The following is a 17,053-nucleotide window of genomic DNA, read 5'->3' as shown; positions in this document are numbered from 1 at the left end:
CCTGCACGCGGCGGCGCTATACTCGGCGCTGGGCGCGTGCAGAATGGACCAGCACATCGCGCCGATTGCCGCCGAGCTGGCGCGCAACGACCTTGCCGATGCCAGCCGGCTGACCGCGCGCATCGTCTCCCGCGACACCACCGATGCCGACGCCGAGGCGCTGGCCCGCGCCGCCTGCGAATCGGCGCTCGAGAACGGCAACGATGCCATCTTCGGCGCGCTGTTCTGGTTCTTCATCGGCGGCGCGCCGGCGGTGATCGTATTCCGGCTCGCCAATACGCTCGACGCGATGTGGGGCTATCGCACGCCGCGCCTGCTGCATTTCGGCTGGGCCGCCGCGCGGATCGACGATGGCCTCAACCTGATCCCCGCCCGGCTGACCGCGCTGACCTATGCGCTGCTCGGCGCTACCGGGCAGGCGCTGCGCTGCTGGCGCACGCAGGCGCCCGCGTGGTCCAGCCCCAACGCGGGTCCGGTGATGGCGGCCGGCGCCGGCGCGGTGGGCGTGGCGCTCGGTGGCGGCGCGCGCTATCACGGCGAGTGGGAGGAGCGCCCGCCCCTCGGCGTGGGCGAGCGGCCCGGCGCGGCCCATGTCGATGCCTGCCTGCGGCTGGTGCAGCGCACGCTGTGGCTCTGGCTCGGGCTGGCGATGCTGAGCGTGCCGCTGGCGATGGGGCTGGAGGTGGCCGCATGAGCGCCCTCGCCCCGATCCGCCATGGCGGCAACCTGCTCGCCGCCGCGCGCCGTTATGGCCGGCCCGTGGCCGAATGGCTCGACCTGTCCACGGGCATCAATCCCGATGGCTACCCGGTGCCGCCGCTGCCCGCCGAGGTCTGGCAACGGTTGCCGCAGGACGATGACGCCCTGGCGGACATCGCCGCGCGCGCCTACGGCGGTGCGCACGCGTTGCCGGTCGCCGGCTCGCAGGCGGCCATCCGCACGCTACCGCGCCTGCTGCGGCCCGGGCGGGTGGGCATTGCCGCGCTCGGGTACAGCGAGTACGCCCCGGCGTTCGCGCTGGCCGGGCACACGGTCGTGCCGCTCGATGAAGCCGATTTCGCCCGGGTCGATCTGGCCGATGACCTCGACCATCTGGTGGTCGTGAATCCGAACAACCCCACCGCGCGGCTGCTGCCGGCGCAGACGCTGCGCCACTGGCATCGGCAAGTGGCGGCCCGGCACGGCACGCTGGTCGTGGACGAGGCCTTCATGGATGCGCTGGCCGCGCCGTCGCTGGTGGCGGAGGCCGCCGCGCCGGGCCTCGTCGTGCTGCGCTCGCTCGGCAAGTTCTATGGGCTGGCGGGCGTGCGCTGCGGATTCGTGTTCGCCGCGCCGGACCTGCTCGCGGCTCTCGGCGATCAACTCGGCCACTGGACCGTCTCCGGCCCGGCGCGCGCCGTCGCCCAGCATGCCCTTGCCGATACCGACTGGCAGCACGCCACGCGCGCCAGGCTGGCCGCCGCCGGCCAGCGGCTGGCCATGCTGCTGCGCGAACACGGGCTGTCCCCGGTGTCGCAGCCGCTGTTCAGCTGGATCCCCGATGCCCGCGCGCCGGCCCTGCACGCGGCGCTGGCGCAGCAAGGCGTGTGGACCCGGCTGTTCGATGCGGCCGGCGGCTGCCCCGCCAGCCTGCGCCTGGGCCTGCCACCCGATGACGAACCCTGCTGGCGCCGGCTTGACCGCGCGCTGGCCGACGCCACCTCCTCTCTCGCCCCCTGACATGACGAAGTCCATCGCCGCGCTGACCACCCTGGTTGCCGCGCTACTGACCTGCCCCGCCCACGCGGCCATCTCCGTGATCGACGATGCCGGCAACACCGTGACGCTGGCCCAGCCCGCGCGCCGCATCGTCTCGCTGGCCCCGCATGTGACGGAGCTGCTCTACGCCGCTGGCGGCGGCGACCGCATCGTCGGCACGGTCTCGTACAGCGACTACCCCCCGCAGGCGCGCGACCTGCCGCGCGTGGGCGACAACAAGGCGCTGGACCTCGAACGAATTGCCGCGCTGAAGCCGGACCTGATCGTGGTCTGGCGCCACGGCAACGCGCAGAAGCAGACCGACCGCCTGCGCGCGCTCGGCCTGCCGCTGTACTTCAGCGAGCCGCGCAAGCTCGAATCGATCCCGGAAAACCTGGAGAAGCTGGGCAAGCTGATGGACACCGGCCCGGTGGCCACGCGCGCCGCCGCGGACTTCCGCCAGCAGGTGGAGACGCTGCGCAAGACCTACGCCAACCGGCCCCCGGTGACGGTCTTCTATCAGGTCTGGCAGCAGCCGCTGATGACGCTGAACGGCCAGCACATGGTCAGCGACATGCTGGCGCTGTGCGGCGGCCGCAACCTGTTCGGGAACGAACCGCCGCTGGTGCCGACCGTGTCCGTGGAAGCGGTGGTGGCCGGCAACCCCGAGGCGATGATGACGGCGGGCATCGGCGCCACGCGGCCGGACAAGCCGCTGGCGGATTTCTCGATGTGGGAAAAATGGAAGTCGGTGACGGCGGTGGCGCGCAACAACCTGTTCATCATCGACGGTGACCTGGTCAACCGCGCCGGCCCGCGCGTGGTGCAGGGCGCGGCCGAGATATGCAAGGATCTCGATATCGCGCGCTCGCGCCGGCCGTCCTGACTCAGATTCGTACTCGTTCGACCGAATTCGAACTAGTTCGACAGCCGGTTCCACCAGCCGAGCCGTGCGCCGCTGCCATCCGTACCCTCCAGATGGAAACGGCACGTGGCGCCAAAGCCCAGTTCCCACGCCAGCGTGCGCGCCAGCGGCAGGCCCAGCCAGTGCGCGGCCAGCATGCGGATGGGGCCGGCGTGGGTCACCACCCACAGGCAGCCGCCGGCGTCGGCCGGCAGCGAACCGGCCCAGTCCACCACGCGCGCCATGACCTGCGCAGCACTCTCGCCGCCGTGGGGGCGCGCCGCCATCAGGTTCGCTGCCCAGTGGTCGAGATCGGCGCGGTCGATGGTCGCCCACTCCCGCCCTTCCCACTGGCCGAAGTCCAGCTCGCGCAGGCGCGGTTCGATTTCCAGGTCGATGCGGGTGTCGATGCCGTGGGACAAGGCTGTCGCCGTGTCGCGCGCGCGGGCCGCCGGGCTGGTCAGGATGCGGTCCGGCCGCAGGCCGTCCAGCGTGGCGACGATCCGCTCGGCGGGCGGCGAGACGGGCAGCGCCAGCGCGAGGTCCAGCGCGCCGTAGCAGATGCCCGGCGCCACTTCCGGCCGGGCGTGGCGGATCAGGACCACGTCCATGCGGCCGCCACGAGGTAGATCGACAGTTCGCCGCATTGCTGCGCCATGCCGAGGCAATCGCCGGTGTAGCCGCCCAGCCGGCGCACGAAGTACGCGCCCAGCGCGGCGCGCACCCCTACCAGCACGACGATGGCCACGCCCGCGAACATCGGCCCAAGCAGCACCAGCGGCGCCACGCCGCAGACCAGCGCGAACAGCAGGCCGGCCCCGGCCAGCCGCTGTGCCACCGGCTTGGCCTTGCCTTCGGCGCGCACATAGTCGTGCGTGGCGAGGAAGGAGATCGCCATCGCCCGGCTCGCGCCATGGCCGGCTACCAGCACTGCCAGCAGCACGGCCAGCCCGCCCGCGTCGCCCGTGGCCAGCAGCAGCTGCCACTTGAGCAGCAGCGCCATGACGATGGCGATGGCCCCGAACGCGCCCACGCGCGAGTCGTGCATGATGGCCAGCACGTCCTCGCGCCGGTAGCCGCCGCCGAAGGCATCCACGCAATCGGCCAGGCCATCCTCATGGAACGCACCGGTCAGCAGCAGCGTGGCGATCATGCCCAGCGCCACGGCCACGGGGGCGCTCCACAAGGCCAGCGCGCCCCAGGTGACCAGCGCGCCGGCCACGCCCACCAGCAGCCCCACCAGCGGAAAGTAGCGCGCCGCCGCGTTGAGGAAGTGCGGCTGGAAACCGACCCAGCCGGCCAGCCGCTGCGGCAGCGGCACGCGCGTGAAGTAGCCGAGGGCGGTCAGGAAGAAGCGCAGTTCGTCGGCCATGGTCGGGTTTTCCGGGGTCCGATCAGGCCGCGCCGGGGCTCACGCCGGCACCGCTGAACGTCGCCATTTCCTTGAGAAACGCCGCCGCCGAAGCCACCAGCGGCCATGCCAGCGCCGCGCCGGTGCCTTCGCCCAGGCGCAGGTTCAGGGCCAGCAGCGGCTCGGCGCCGAATTCGGCCAGCAGGGCCTTGTGGCCGCGCTCATCGGAACAATGCGAGAACACGCAGTACTGGAGCACGGTCGGGTCGATCCGCGCCGCCACCAGCAGCGCGGCGGAGGCGATGAAGCCATCGACCAGAATCACCATGCGGCAGGCGGCGGCAGCCAGGTAGGCGCCCGTCATCGCCGCGATCTCGTAGCCGCCGAAGGTGGCCAGCACGTCCAGCGGCGCGGTGACTTCGGCATGGCGGGCCAGCGCGCGCTCGAGGATCTCGCGCTTGCGGGCCACGCCGGCCTCGTCCAGCCCGGTGCCGCGCCCGGCGCAGTCGGCCAGCGGCAGGCCGGTCAGCCGGCTCATCAGGCAGGCGGCGGCGGAGGTGTTGGCGATCCCCATCTCGCCGAAGCCGATCACATTGGTGCCCTGCTCCGCATGGCGCAGCACGCGCGCCATGCCGGCCTGGATGGCCGCGCCCGCCTGCGCCGGCGTCATCGCGGCTTCCTCGACGAAATTGCGCGTGCCATCGGCCACACGGCAGTTGACCAGCCCCGGCGCGGCCGGCAGCGGCGCGCGCACGCCGGCATCCACCACTTCCAGCACCATGCCGTGCTGGCGCGTGAAGACGTTGATCGCCGCGCCGCCGCCGAGGAAGTTCAGCACCATCTGGGCCGTGACTTCAGGCGGGAAGGCGCTCACGCCGGCATCGGCCACGCCATGGTCGCCGGCAAACACGATGATGGTCGGGCGGGTCAGCACCGGCTGGGTCTCGCCCCGGATCAGGCCGATCTGCATCGCCAGCGACTCCAGCCGGCCCAGCGAGCCGGGCGGCTTGGTCTTGTCGTCGATGGCGGCCTGGAGCGCGGCGCGCAGCGAGTCATCGAGCGGGGCGATCGGGGGGCGTTGCAGGGGGGTGTCGGTGAAGGTGGACATCGATATTTCCGCAGTGTCTTTACATTTCCACGCCGCGCTGGGCCTTGATGCCCTGCTGGAACGCGTGCTTGACCGGGGTCATCTCGGTCACGGTGTCGGCGGCCTCGACCAGCGCGGGCGGCGCGCCGCGGCCGGTGATGACCACGTGCTGCATCGGCGGACGGGCGCGCAGGTCGGCGATGACCTGCTCCACGTCGAGGTAATGCAGCTTCAGCGCGATATTCAGTTCGTCGAACAGGACCAACCCGATGGCGGGATCCCGCAGCATGCGCCGGGCGATGTCCCAGGCGGCCTCGGCCTTGGCCACGTCGCGTGCGCGGTCCTGGGTCTCCCAGGTGTAGCCCTCGCCCATCACGTGGAACTCACATTCTTCCGAAAAACGCTGGAGGAACATCTCCTCGCCGCTCGGGATGGCGCCCTTGATGAACTGGACCACGCCCGTACGCATGCCGTGCCCCATCGCGCGCACGACCATGCCGAAACCCGAGCTGGACTTGCCCTTGCCGTTGCCGGTGGTGATCACGATCACGCCGCGCTCGGTCTGCGCGGCGGAGATCTTGGCATCCACCACCTCCTTCTTGCGCGCCATGCGGGCCTTGTGGCGGGCGTCACGGCCATCGTCTTCCGAGGTGTCCGGCGTGTTGTTGTCGATATCGCTCATTTACGAATTTCCAGTCGTCCCATTCGGAATCAGCGCGGTATAGAGGCCGTCGCTGACGCTGACAATGGGGGTGCGCAGCGCCCGGGAGCACTGCGCGGGGGTGAGGACATCCGGCGCGGGGCCATGCAGCGCCTGGCCGTCTTCGGACATCAGCAGCGCATGCGTGGCGTAGCGGCGCGCCAGGTTGAGATCGTGCAGGATCACGATGGCCGCGTGGCGGCCCGCCGTGGTCAGGCGGCGCAGCAGTTCCAGCACGAGGATCTGGTGGCGCAGGTCGAGGTGAGCCACCGGTTCGTCCAGCAGCAGCAGCGGCGCCTGCTGGGCCATGGCGGCAGCCAGCGACACGCGCTGGCGCTCGCCGCCGGAGAGCGTGAGGACGTCGCGCGTGGTCAGGGCGTCGAGGTCGAGTTCGGTCATGACGTCGCGCACCACGCGGTCGTCATCGCCCTGGCCCCAGCCCCAGCCGCTCATGTGCGGATGGCGTCCCACGCGCACGGCGTCCTGCACGGCCATCGAGAAGGTGTCATGCACGGCCTGCGGCAGGTAGGCCCGCTGGCGCGCGAGCGCGGCCGGCGCGGCGCGGGTGACCGGGGTGCCGTCGATGCGGACCTCGCCGCCATCGGGCGCGCGCAGGCCGGCGAGCACGCCCATCAGCGTGGACTTGCCCACGCCATTCGGGCCGACCACGCACCAGAACTCGCCCGGCGCGATGGCCATCGACAGATGCTCCACCAGCACGCGCGACCCGGTGCGCAGGGCGACGTCGCGCAGGTGCAGGCTGGGACAGGGCGCAAGCGGCGTAGACCAGTGGTTCATCGCGGCCTCCGCAGCAGCAGGTAGAGGAAGGTCGGCACGCCGAGCAGCGCGGTAATCACACCCACCGGCAGTTGGGTCGGGGCGATCACGGTACGGGCGATCAGATCCGCCGCCATCAGCAATGTGCCGCCCAGCAGCACCGACGCCGGCAGCAGCAGCCGCTGGTCGTTGCCCCAGGCCAGCCGCACCATGTGCGGTACAACCAGGCCGACAAAGCCGATCGACCCGGCGGTGGTGATCGCCGCCGCAATGGCGAACGAGGCGATCAGGAACGTGGCCAGCCGCACCCGGCCCACCTGCACGCCCAGCGATTGCGCCACGGTCTCGCCGAGCAGCATCACGTTGAGCGAGCGCGCCATCGGCATGGCCAGCGCCAGCGCCACGGCCAGCGTGGCCAGCGCGGCGCCGTAGCTGGCGGTGCCGCCGAGGTCGCCGGTCAGCCAGAACAGCATGCCGCGCAGCCGCGACTCCGGCGCGATGGCCAGGATCAGCGTGATCAGCGCGCCCCAGCCGGCGGCCAGGATCACGCCGGTCAGCAGCAGGCGGGCGCCCGCCTCGTGGTGGCCGCCCTGCACGCGCGGGTGGAGCAGGTCCCGGCGCGCCAGCGAGGCCACCAGCACCATCGACAGCAGCGCCCCGCCGGCGGCGCCCGCCTGCACGGTCCACAGCGGCAGCATCAGCAGCATCGCCAGCAACGCGCCGGTGGCGGCGCCGCCCGAGACGCCTAGTACATAGGGCTCGGCCAGCGGGTTGCGCAGCAGCACCTGCATCAGCGCGCCGGAGAGCGCCAGCAGGCCACCGCACGCGAACGCGGCGACGGCGCGGGGGAGTCGTAATTCCCTGACAATGGCGCCGGCCATGCCGGCATCGGTGGCGCTCAGGGCCTGCCAGAGCTGCGCGGCATCGAGCGACACGCTGCCCAGCGCCAGCGACAGCCCGAACACGGCCAGCCCCGCCAGGGCGAGGACCAGCCAGACGGCCAGCGCGCGGCGCGCCTCAGCCATGGCGGGCACCGTCCCCGCGCGGCGCCTTGCCGGGCCTCATTTCTGGCGCCATCCCAGCGTGACGAACCCCGCCCGGCCCTGCGTGGCGTACGGATAGGCGAGCTGGTAGTTCTTGTCGAACAGGTTTTCCACGCGGGCGGCGACGAACCATTGCTTGTCGATGTTGTAGCGGGCGGTGAGGTTCAAGATACCGTATCCGCCCAGCCGGCGCGAGCCATTGTCCATCCGCGACGACGACACCAGCCACTCGCCCCCGAATCGGAAATCGCCGAAATTCCGGCCGACATCGACCGACGCATGGCGGCGCGCGCGACGCAGCAGCTGGGTGCCGTTGGTTTCATCGACCGGATTCTGGAAGGTCACGCTGGCGCCGACATCCGTGCCGAGCAGGTTGGCGCGCCAGGACGCCTCCACCCCCTGCACCTTGGCCTTGTTGACGTTCTGCGCCAGGAACAACCCGCTGGCCTGCTGCGTGGAGACGATCAGGTCGTTGTAGCGGGTCTCGAACGCGGTCACGCGCAGCAGCCCGGTGGCGGCGGTTTCCACCTGCACGCCCAGTTCGGCCGACTTGGCGCGCTCGGGCTGGAGGTTCGGCTGGCCGAAGTTCGGGTAATAGAGTTCGTTGAAGGTCGGCGCCCGGAAAGCGTTGCTGACGTTGGCGATCAGCTTGACCGCCTGGGTCAGGTGGAAGCCATAGCCGGCGAAGAAGCTGCCCTGGTTGCCGAAGTCCGAATAATGGTCGTTGCGCGCGTTCAGCTGCAGCTGGTGGCGGCCGATCTTGCCTTCGTAGCCGCCGTAGACCGAGAACACATTGCGCGTGGGGGCGTTGTAGGCGCTGGACGACAGTTCCTGCTGGAGGTAGTCGGTGCCGAACAGCAGCGTGTGGTCAGGCGTCAGCGCGTACTCGTTCTGCCAGTTGAACTGGCGGGAACGGGTGCTGAACAGGCTGTCGAACAGGCCGTTCTTGCTGGTTTCGGCGCGGTCCTCGCTCTGGGCGACCTTGAAATGGGTGCGCCAGTCGGGCAGCAGCCTGCCGTTGACGAAGGCGGACAGCGTGTACAGCTCGCTATCCATGCGCAGGTCGTCGGTCGGCTTGCCGCTGGCGCTGTCGTACGAGAGCTGGCTGTTGGCGTAGTACGCGGCCACGCCGGCGTCCCAGTCCTGGCTGAACTTGTGCTTCACCTGGCCGGAGACGCTCTTGTTCTCGTACGGGTTGTCGGCCGGGTTCGGGCCGATGCCCTGCCGGGCGCGCGTGGGGTTGTCGCGATTCCATGCCGCGGCGTCGATCGACGAATAGCCGTCGGTCTTGAAGATCGAACCGGTGACGTTGAACGAGGTATCGCCCACCTGCCCGCCATAGCCGACGGTGCCCTGGCGCGTGTTGTTGCTGCCGTACTCCACCGAAGCATTGGCCGCCGGGGCCTGGCCGGCGCCGCTCTTGGTGAAGATCTGCACCACGCCGCCGATGGCGTCGGAGCCATACAGGGCCGAGACGTTGCCGCGCACCACCTCGATATGGTCGATCTGGTCCGGCAGGATATTGGCGAGCTGCGCGGTGCCGCCGCTGGCGCCGGCAATGCGCACGCCATCCACCAGGATCAGCACCTGGTTGGAATTGGCGCCGCGCATGAACAGCGTGGTGTTGGCGCCCATGCCGCCCGTGGTGGCAAATTCCACGCCCGCCTGGCCGCGCAGCAGCGAGCGCAGGTCCGGCGCCTGGGCATTGACGATGTCTTCCTGGGTGACCACCGTGGTGTGCGGCAGCGCCTCGGTCACGGCCTGCGCGGTGCGCGAGGCGGTGACGACGACCGGGGCGAGCGTCTGGCCGGGGGCGGCGCCGCTGGCCTCCGGCGCGGTTTGCGCGTGGACCATGGCGGGCAGGGAAACGGACGAGAAAACAGCGATGGCCGCCAGGATGGCGGGCACGAGTGGGCGGACCGGCGGCTGTGTCGCGGCGGTCGGCCTGTGGAGCGAGGAACGCATGTTGCTGGATGGATGGAAGCACGGCCGGGCCCGTTCCCCCGCGGGCCATATGGCGAAGTGGCGCGCCGCCGTGTGGAGCGGTGCGCCCGCGTTCAGGCCGGTATCCGGGCTGACGACATCAGGCCGGCCGCCTTCCCGATCGGTGGATCCCCGTCACATGGCGGGGTGGATCAGTGGCATGCTGGCAGGCCCTTGCGCGGCGCATGGCGCGTGCGCGGTCGCTTACCGTTGCGGGGGCAGCACAGGTTGGCCCAGCGCGCGGCGCGCCCCGGACTCCCTGTTTCCCGTTGAACTGCGGCCCTGTGGGCAGGGTCGCGAGCACCTGGAACGTGCGCGAGTGTAGGCAGTTTCACCGGGGCCGTCAATCTGGCGGACGTGGTGCGGAACCGTCCACTCCGGGGCCGGTTACCCGCATGTTGCGTGACGATCGATGCAACTTCCTGGCGACGCTGCAGTCAGAAACGTCTCGTTGACAACGTGGCCGATCCGGCATCGGCTAGAATCCCGAAACCTGACCCACAATCCATCGGACAGACAGGCACTATGCTCAACGAACTCGAACAACTGGCCGCCAAGATCGGGCGCGTGCTGCATCATGCAGACACCCTGGCGGCGGAAAACCAGCGGCTGCGCGCGGAGATCGACCGCCTGCGGGCCGAGGCGAGCCAGTTGCGCACGGACCGCGAAGCCATGGCGGCCGACCGCGAACTGCTCAATATCAAGATCGAGGAAGCCCAGCTGCGCATCCAGTCGATCCTGGACAAGCTGCCCACGGCCAGCGATGCGCGCCAGCTCGATTTGCTGGGTGAAGGCGCCCCGGCCACCGGCACCGACCCCGATGCCAGCGGCGCGCACCCCGCCCCCGGAGAACACGCATGAGCAACAAGCAAGTCGAAGTGAACATCGCGGGGCAGCCCTACCGCTTCGCCATCGCGCCGGACAATGAAGCCGCGCTGCTGGAAGCCGTGGCGCTGGTGGACAACCAGATGAACAAGCTCAAGGGCAACGTCTCCGCCAAGGGCGTGGAGCGCGTGGCCGTGATGGCCGCCATCAGCATTGCCTCGGACCTGCTGGCCATGCGCCGCAAGCAGGAAGAGGACGGGCAGATTCCCGTGGACGCCGTGCGGGCCCGCATCCGCGAGCTGAACGAGCGCGCCGACGAGGCACTGCGGCAGTACGCGCACGTGGGCACCGACCCCCGCGCGCAGGGCTGACATCGACATCGGCCGAATCTGGCCGGACTTGAAATCACACCGCATCGGCCGCACATGACAGGCATGTGAAGCCGATGGCGCAATGTCGGATCTGGCCGATGTCCGGTGTTGAAAATGTAACGATGCAACATGCCGAACTTGGTATGCCTGACGACGCGGTGTATAGTGTAGCCAGACTGCACAAACGCCTTACCGGTGCAGCATACAGGTCAGGTTATCGCGCCCGACCGCCGTTTTCATCCCATCCTGTTTCGAAACGGCAAACGTCTGACATCACCCCAGCTGCTCGCAGCATAAGGTGAATATAAAGTCAGACGTTTGACAGTTTCCCTGCCTGGTTCGTGAGGGTCATAACTCCTTGAACCGATATGCATTGCATGGTGCGGGATTATGTCGTGTGGGCGAGCGCGTCACCGCATTCATAGTCTGGGTTCGCCTGGACTCCCTGAGTGGGTGATGTACCCAAAATACGACTTCCGCAGCCACTCTGAACCTCACTTGGGTTCAGGATGCCGACCCAGCGGCCGAGGCGGGGACCCCTCAGAAGGCGGTGGTTTTCAGAACCACCGCCTTTTTTTATTGACCGACGGACACTGGTACCGTGACGCCACCCGCCGCCAAACCGGGCCAACGCGCCCCGCAGTACTGGCTGATGAAGTCCGAGCCGGACGAAGCCAGCATCGACGATCTTGCCAAGCGCGGCACGCTGCCGTGGACCGGCGTGCGCAACTACCAGGCGCGCAACTTCATGCGCGACCAGATGCGCATCGGCGATGGTGTGCTGTTCTACCACTCCTCCTGCCCCGAGCCCGGCATCGCCGGACTGGCCGAGGTCTGCTCCCAGCCCTACCCCGATCCCACGCAGTTCGATCCCAAGAGCGATTACTACGACAAGGCCTCGAAGCCCGAGGAACCGCGCTGGTCGCTCGTGGATGTGCGTTTCGTACGCAAGAGCGCGTTGATTCCGCTGCCCGCACTGCGCGAGCACGAGGCGCTGGCGGACATGGTGGTGCTCCGGCGCGGCAACCGCCTCTCCATCACGCCGGTCACGCCGGCGGAATGGCGCTATATCACCGAACGGCTGATGAAGTGACGGACCTGCCATGAGTCCTGTCCTGATTCCCGGGCTGCTGATCCTCGGCGCCTTCACCGGCTTCTGCGCCGGGCTGCTCGGCGTGGGCGGCGGCATGCTGATGGTGCCGTTCCTGACGCTGTTCTACACGGCCATGCAGGTCTCCGACAGCCACATCGTCCACATGGCCATCGCCACGTCGATGGCGACCATCCTGTTCACCTCGCTCTCGTCCGTGCGCGCCCACCACAAGCGCGGCGCGGTGCGCTGGGGCATTGTGCTGGCGCTGGCGCCGGGCATCCTGCTGGGTGGCCTGATCGGCGGCGGCAAGATCTTCAGCGTGCTCAAGACCGGCTGGCTGTCGCTGCTGTTCGCGGTCTTCGTGGGCTTCTCGGCGCTCCAGATGCTGCGCAGCCGCCGGCCACCCGCCGCGCGCCGGCTCCCGGGCACGCCGGGCATGGTCGGCGTGGGCTCGGTCATCGGCCTGATCTCGAGCCTGGTCGGCGCCGGCGGCGGCTTCATCTCCGTGCCGTTCATGACCTGGTGCAACGTGCCGATCCACAACGCCGTGGCCACCTCGGCCGCGCTCGGCTTTCCGATTGCGCTCGCCAGCGTGGTCGGCTACGTCTGGGGCGGCTGGAATGTGGGCGGGCTGCCGGCGGGCTCGCTCGGCTATGTGTACCTGCCGGCGCTGGGCATCATCGCCATCACCAGCGTGCTGACCGCGCCGCTGGGCGCCCGGGCGGCCCACAGCATGGACGTGAACGCGCTGCGGCGCGTGTTCGCCGCGCTGCTGGCCTGCCTGGCCTCGTACATGCTCTGGAAGGCGTGGCAGACGTTCTGACTGCCCTGCCCCCCCGTATTACACGGCGAAACACCCGGATACAGTCATGGGAAGCGCGCGCGGAACGAAGTGCACGGAAAGGCGTCTGAAAGCCATCACTTTGATCGGGAGAACAAAACATGAAGCATCTGCTTGCGGCCTCTCTGCTGACTACCACGGCTGCCGTGGCATCGGCCCAGACCCTGCCGCCGCCCGCCGGCGTGCTGTCGCTGTCCGCCGAGGCGGTCACCGAGGTACCCACCGACGTGGTGCAACTGACGCTGGCCGCGGAACAGGAAGGCGCCGAGCCGTCGGCCATCTCGTCGGCGCTGTCGGCGCGCACGCAGGCCGTGCTGGCGCAGGCCAAGCGCACTTCGGGCGTGGAGGCCCAGTCGGGCGGCTTCACCATCCATCCGAGCACGGACCGCAACGGCCGCATCAGCACGTGGCGCGGGCGCTCGGAAGTGATCCTGAAGTCGAAGGATTTCGCGGCGGTGTCGAAGCTGGCCGGAGAACTGGCCAACCAGATGCAGGTGCAGAACGTTGCCTTCTCGCTCTCGCGCGAGGCACGCCAGGCCACCGAGGCCAAGCTGGCCGAGCAAGCCGTGTCGGCATTCCGCGACAAAGCCCAGGTCAGCACCAAGCTGTTCGGTTATAGCGGTTATACGATTCGAGAAGTGTCGATGAACGACAGCGGCGGCGTGGTGCCGCCGACGCCGCGCATGTATGCCGCCAAGGCGATGTCCGCCGATGCCGGCGCGCCGATCCCGATGGAAGGCGGCAAGGCCCATGTGACCGTGTCGGTCAATGGGTCGGTGCAGATGGTGAAGTAACCAGCCAGTCTGGCTTCCCCCTCCCCCGTTTCCACAGGGCGAGGGGGAAATCCATCACAGCGCGGCGAACTGCTCCCGCAGCACGTTCTTCTGCACCTTGCCCATCGTGTTACGCGGCAGCTCGTCCACCACGTGCACGCGCTTGGGCACCTTGAAGTTGGCGATGCGCCCACGCAGCGTGCCGATCATCCCCGCCTCGTCGATCTCCGCCCCCGGCTTGCGCACCACCACGGCCACCACGGCCTCGCCGAAATCGGCATGCGGCACGCCGATCACGGCCGATTCCACCACGCCCGGCAGTTCGTCGATAAAGCTCTCGATTTCCTTCGGATAGACGTTGTAGCCGCCCGAGATGATCAGGTCCTTGCTGCGGCCCACGATCGTCAGATAGTTGTCCGGCACCTTGCGCTCGCCCGCCTGGCTGACGATGGCACCGCCGAAGCGGCCCACGTCGCCGGTCTTGAACCAGCCGTCGGCGGTGAATTCCTCGGCGGTCTTCTCCGGCATGCGCCAGTAGCCCTTGAACACGTTCGGGCCCTTGACCTCCACATTGCCGATGGCGCCCGGCGTGCAGGGGTTGCCTTCGCCGTCCATCACGCGCACCGACACGCCCGGCAGCGGCATGCCCACCGTGCCGCCAATGCGCTCGCCGAGCTTGGGATCGTACGGGTTCGAGACCAGCATCACGGTCTCGCTCATGCCGTAGCGCTCCAGGATGGTGTGGCCGGTGCGCTCGCGGAAGCCGTCGAACGTCTCCAGCAGCAGCGGCGCCGAGCCCGACACGAACAGCCGCATGTTGCGGCACACCTCGCGGTTGAAGCGCGGCTCCTGCAGCATGCGCACGTAGTAGGTCGGCACGCCCATCATCACCGTCGCGCGCGGCAGGAAGGCAAGAATCTGCGCCATGTCGAGCTTGGGCGCCCAGATCATCTTGGCCCCGGCCAGCAGCGCGCCGTGGGAGGCCACGAACAGCCCGTGCACGTGGAAGATGGGCAGCATATGCAGCAGCACGTCGTCGCTGCGCCAGCCCCAGTATTCGTGCAGCGTCTGGGCGTTGGAGGCCAGGTTGCGGTGCGTCAGCATCGCGCCCTTGCTGCGGCCCGTGGTGCCGGAGGTATAGAGGATGGCCGCGAGGTCATCGTCGCCCTTCGTCACGGTCTGGAAGGTATCCGGCTGGGCGGCCGCGCGGGCCAGCAGCGAGCCGCTGCGGTCGTCGTCCAGCGTGAATACGTGCGCGGTGTTGTGGCGGAACGCCACCTTCGACACCCAGCCGAAGTTCTTGCTGCCGCAGACCACCACGGCGGGCTCGGCATTGCCCACGAAATAGTCGATTTCCGATTCCTGGTACGCGGTGTTCAGCGGCAGGTACACGTAGCCCGCGCGCAGCGTGGCCAGGTACAGGAACAGCGCCTCGGGCGACTTCTCCACCTGCACGGCCACGCGCGCGCCGGCCGGCAGCTTCAGCGCGGCAAGCAGGTTGGCGATCTTGGCGGTGGCGCGGTCCAGGTCATCCCAGCTGTAGTACAGCCCGTCATGGGTCTCGATGCAGCACGCGCTGCGGTCGACGGGAAAGCGGGATTCGAACAGGGCGAACAGATTGGCGTTCATGGTACGGAATCGAAGGAAATAGGATGCCGGCGAATAAGACGGGATTACGGTGGCGAAACCGGCACGCGGACGTGCCGGCCGGCCGCCATCTTACTCCCCGGTGAACTCGGGCCGCCGGTGCGCCAGGAAGGCGGCCACGCCTTCGGCGTGATCGCGGCTGCCGGCGTAGGCGAAATGCGCGTCGATCTCGGCCGCCGTAAGCGGCGCGGGATCGGACGACAGGCGACGGATCGTCGCCTTGTTGATCCGGGCGGCCAGCGGCGCGCCGGCGCAGAGGCGCTGCACCGTGGCGGCCACCTCGTCGTGGAGCGCGGACTCGGCCACCACGCGCGTGAGCAGGCCCTTGCGCTCGGCCTCGGCCGCATCGAACACGCGGCCTTCCAGCAGGATTTCCAGCGTGACGGCGCGCCCGGCCAGCGCCAGGAGCCCGCCCAGTTCTCCGGGCGCCATCGGGAAACCCAGCCGGTTGATCGGCACGCCGAAGCGGCTGCCCGCCGCGGCAATGCGCAAATCACAGTGGCAGGCAATTTCCAGCCCGCCGCCCACGCAGACACCCTCGATCATCGCCAGCGTCGGATGCGGGCACGTGGCGATGGCCGCCAGCGCCGGGGCGAGGATCTCCGTGTGGTAGCGGCGCACCGACGCCTCGTCGCCCCGCACGACCGGAAACTCGGCGATGTCGGCGCCGGCGGCAAAATTGCCCTCGGCGCCCCGCACCACCACGCAGCGCAGCGACGTATCCGCCGCCAGCTCCGCGAAGCCCGTGGCCAGCGCCTGCCACATGCTGGTCGAGATCGCGTTGAGCTTGCCCGGATGCGACAGCGTGACCGTGGCCACGGCGCCGTCCCGCGCGAACGTGACGGTGCCGCCCATCAGTCGATCTTGGCGCCGGAGCGCTGCACCACCTCGGCCCAGCGCTTGATCTCGGCATGCTGGAACGTGGCGAACTGTTCAGGCGTGAACGCCGGCGTCTCCGAGCCATTCTGGAGCCAGACCTGCTTCATTTCCGGCGAGTTCAGCGCCTTGGTGGTCTCGGTGTAGAGCCGGTCGATCACTTCCTTCGGCGTGCCCTTCGGCGCCCAGAGCGCGTACCACGTGGAAACCTCGTAGTTCGGCACGCCCGCCTCGGCCGCCGTCGGCACGTTCGGGAAGGCCGGCGAGCGCTTGTTCGACGCCACCGCCAGCGCCTTGATGCGGCCCGCGCGGATGTGTTGCGCCGACGAACCCAGGCCGTCGAACAGCATGTCCACCTGGCCAGCGATCAGGTCCGACAGCGCCGGGCCGGCCCCCTTGTAGGGGATGTGCGTGATGAAGGTCTGCGTCTGCAGCTTGAACAGCTCGCCCGCCAGGTGGTGCGAGGAGCCATTGCCCGCAGAGCCGTAGTTCAGCTTGCCCGGATTGGCCTTGGCGTAGGCGATCAGCTCCTTGAGCGTGTTGGCCTGCACCTTGGTCGGATTCACCACCACCACCTGCGGCGGCTGGGCAATCACGGTGACGGGGATGAAATCCTTCTCGATGTCGTAATCGAGCTTCTTGTAGAACGACGGGGCGATGGCATGGTGCGCGCCGCCGATGAAGATGGTGTAGCCATCCGGCGCGGCCTTGGCGGCGATGCTGGCGCCCACGGTGCCGCCCGCGCCGCCACGGTTGTCGATCACGAACTGCTTGCCGAGCTGCTTGGACAACTGGGCGGTCAGCGGACGCGCGAAGGCGTCGGTGCCGCCGCCGGCGGGGAACGGCACGATCACGGTGACCGGCTTGCTCGGCCACGTATCGGCCAGGGCGGCCGGCGCATACATCGACCCTGCCGACGCGGCGGCAACACCCGCCACAACCGCGAACGCACGCGCGCACGCGGTCAGATGGAACTGACGACGATTCATGTACTGTCTCCTCTCTCTACTTGCTGCGGAAAGTCAATCGAAGTACTACATTCACC

Annotated in this window: 18 protein-coding genes, 1 other RNA gene and 1 riboswitch; of the genes, 9 read left to right on the top strand and 10 right to left on the bottom strand. The window is 69.1% G+C overall.

All coding sequences use genetic code 11. The features are described from left to right. The 3 genes from KHO18_RS18355 to KHO18_RS18345 all read left to right on the top strand — a co-directional run. Window positions 1-694, top strand: a 694-nt coding sequence (locus KHO18_RS18355) for a cobalamin biosynthesis protein (protein WP_211943668.1), incomplete at its 5' end; no start/stop codon positions are given. Beyond that, a complete protein-coding gene (gene cobD / locus KHO18_RS18350; RefSeq protein WP_211943667.1) occupies window positions 691-1,719 on the top strand; it encodes a threonine-phosphate decarboxylase CobD in 1,029 nt (342 codons plus the stop codon). The genes KHO18_RS18355 and cobD, both read left to right, overlap by 4 nt. Before the next feature lies 1 nt (window position 1,720). Then, a complete protein-coding gene (locus KHO18_RS18345; RefSeq protein ID WP_211943666.1) occupies window positions 1,721-2,623 on the top strand; it encodes a cobalamin-binding protein in 903 nt (300 codons plus the stop codon). Window positions 2,624-2,655: 32 nt separating this feature from the next. Here KHO18_RS18345 and KHO18_RS18340 read toward each other — a convergent pair whose 3' ends face one another. Genes KHO18_RS18340 through KHO18_RS18310 form a run of 7 tightly spaced genes read right to left on the bottom strand, consistent with a single transcriptional unit; the run spans window position 2,656 to window position 9,564 of the window. Then, complete coding sequence (locus KHO18_RS18340) at window positions 2,656-3,252, bottom strand: histidine phosphatase family protein (RefSeq protein WP_144197933.1); 597 nt, start codon at window positions 3,250-3,252, stop codon at window positions 2,656-2,658. Continuing rightward, the gene (locus KHO18_RS18335; RefSeq protein WP_144197932.1) at window positions 3,237-4,013 is read right to left on the bottom strand and encodes an adenosylcobinamide-GDP ribazoletransferase; all 777 of its coding nucleotides are present in this window, start codon (window positions 4,011-4,013) and stop codon (window positions 3,237-3,239) included. Before KHO18_RS18335 ends, KHO18_RS18340 begins: the two co-directional genes overlap by 16 nt. Before the next feature lie 22 nt (window positions 4,014-4,035). Next, complete coding sequence (gene cobT, locus KHO18_RS18330; RefSeq protein ID WP_144197931.1) at window positions 4,036-5,100, bottom strand: nicotinate-nucleotide--dimethylbenzimidazole phosphoribosyltransferase; 1,065 nt, start codon at window positions 5,098-5,100, stop codon at window positions 4,036-4,038. Between the two features lie 19 nt (window positions 5,101-5,119). Next, window positions 5,120-5,761, bottom strand: coding sequence for a cob(I)yrinic acid a,c-diamide adenosyltransferase (gene cobO / locus KHO18_RS18325; RefSeq protein WP_211943665.1), 642 nt, complete (start codon window positions 5,759-5,761; stop codon window positions 5,120-5,122). Further along, window positions 5,762-6,577 carry an ABC transporter ATP-binding protein gene (locus tag KHO18_RS18320; protein WP_144197929.1) on the bottom strand — a complete coding sequence of 272 codons (816 nt, stop codon included), beginning with the start codon at window positions 6,575-6,577 and terminating at the stop codon, window positions 5,762-5,764. Further along, window positions 6,574-7,581: a FecCD family ABC transporter permease gene (locus tag KHO18_RS18315; protein WP_144197928.1), complete on the bottom strand. Its 1,008-nt coding sequence runs from the start codon at window positions 7,579-7,581 to the stop codon at window positions 6,574-6,576. The genes KHO18_RS18320 and KHO18_RS18315 overlap by 4 nt, the downstream gene beginning before the upstream one ends. 36 nt (window positions 7,582-7,617) lie before the next feature. After that, window positions 7,618-9,564, bottom strand: a complete 1,947-nt coding sequence (locus KHO18_RS18310; protein WP_144197927.1) for a TonB-dependent receptor plug domain-containing protein — start codon at window positions 9,562-9,564, stop codon at window positions 7,618-7,620. Window positions 9,565-9,642: 78 nt separating this feature from the next. Next, window positions 9,643-9,906, bottom strand: a riboswitch (cobalamin riboswitch). Window positions 9,907-10,107: 201 nt separating this feature from the next. On the opposite strand from KHO18_RS18310, the gene KHO18_RS18305 reads away from it, so the two are divergent. From KHO18_RS18305 to KHO18_RS18280, 6 genes are all read left to right on the top strand, one after another. Beyond that, window positions 10,108-10,443, top strand: coding sequence for a hypothetical protein (locus KHO18_RS18305; protein WP_144197926.1), 336 nt, complete (start codon window positions 10,108-10,110; stop codon window positions 10,441-10,443). Continuing rightward, window positions 10,440-10,778, top strand: coding sequence for a cell division protein ZapA (locus tag KHO18_RS18300; protein WP_144197925.1), 339 nt, complete (start codon window positions 10,440-10,442; stop codon window positions 10,776-10,778). Before KHO18_RS18305 ends, KHO18_RS18300 begins: the two co-directional genes overlap by 4 nt. 324 nt (window positions 10,779-11,102) lie before the next feature. Further along, window positions 11,103-11,318, top strand: a non-coding RNA gene (gene ssrS / locus KHO18_RS18295) — 6S RNA. Window positions 11,319-11,430: 112 nt separating this feature from the next. Further along, complete coding sequence (locus KHO18_RS18290; RefSeq protein ID WP_144198124.1) at window positions 11,431-11,871, top strand: EVE domain-containing protein; 441 nt, start codon at window positions 11,431-11,433, stop codon at window positions 11,869-11,871. Between the two features lie 10 nt (window positions 11,872-11,881). After that, window positions 11,882-12,694, top strand: a complete 813-nt coding sequence (locus tag KHO18_RS18285; RefSeq protein ID WP_144197924.1) for a sulfite exporter TauE/SafE family protein — start codon at window positions 11,882-11,884, stop codon at window positions 12,692-12,694. Between the two features lie 119 nt (window positions 12,695-12,813). Further along, window positions 12,814-13,506, top strand: a complete 693-nt coding sequence (locus KHO18_RS18280; RefSeq protein ID WP_144197923.1) for an SIMPL domain-containing protein — start codon at window positions 12,814-12,816, stop codon at window positions 13,504-13,506. A 54-nt stretch (window positions 13,507-13,560) separates the two neighbouring features. Here KHO18_RS18280 and KHO18_RS18275 read toward each other — a convergent pair whose 3' ends face one another. The 3 genes from KHO18_RS18275 to KHO18_RS18265 all read right to left on the bottom strand — a co-directional run bounded on the left by KHO18_RS18275 (window position 13,561) and on the right by KHO18_RS18265 (window position 16,997). Next, complete coding sequence (locus KHO18_RS18275) at window positions 13,561-15,114, bottom strand: malonate--CoA ligase (RefSeq protein WP_211943664.1); 1,554 nt, start codon at window positions 15,112-15,114, stop codon at window positions 13,561-13,563. Between the two features lie 90 nt (window positions 15,115-15,204). Next, window positions 15,205-15,987: an enoyl-CoA hydratase/isomerase family protein gene (locus KHO18_RS18270; protein ID WP_144197921.1), complete on the bottom strand. Its 783-nt coding sequence runs from the start codon at window positions 15,985-15,987 to the stop codon at window positions 15,205-15,207. Continuing rightward, window positions 15,987-16,997, bottom strand: a complete 1,011-nt coding sequence (locus KHO18_RS18265; RefSeq protein WP_144197920.1) for a Bug family tripartite tricarboxylate transporter substrate binding protein — start codon at window positions 16,995-16,997, stop codon at window positions 15,987-15,989. The genes KHO18_RS18270 and KHO18_RS18265 overlap by 1 nt, the downstream gene beginning before the upstream one ends. Window positions 16,998-17,053: the final 56 nt, after the last annotated feature.

Origin of the sequence: Cupriavidus campinensis (assembly GCF_905397395.1) — a bacterium.
GTDB lineage: Bacteria > Pseudomonadota > Gammaproteobacteria > Burkholderiales > Burkholderiaceae > Cupriavidus > Cupriavidus campinensis.
Note: the sequence above shows the minus strand (reverse complement) of the source record. Positions and strands in the feature narration are given on the sequence as shown.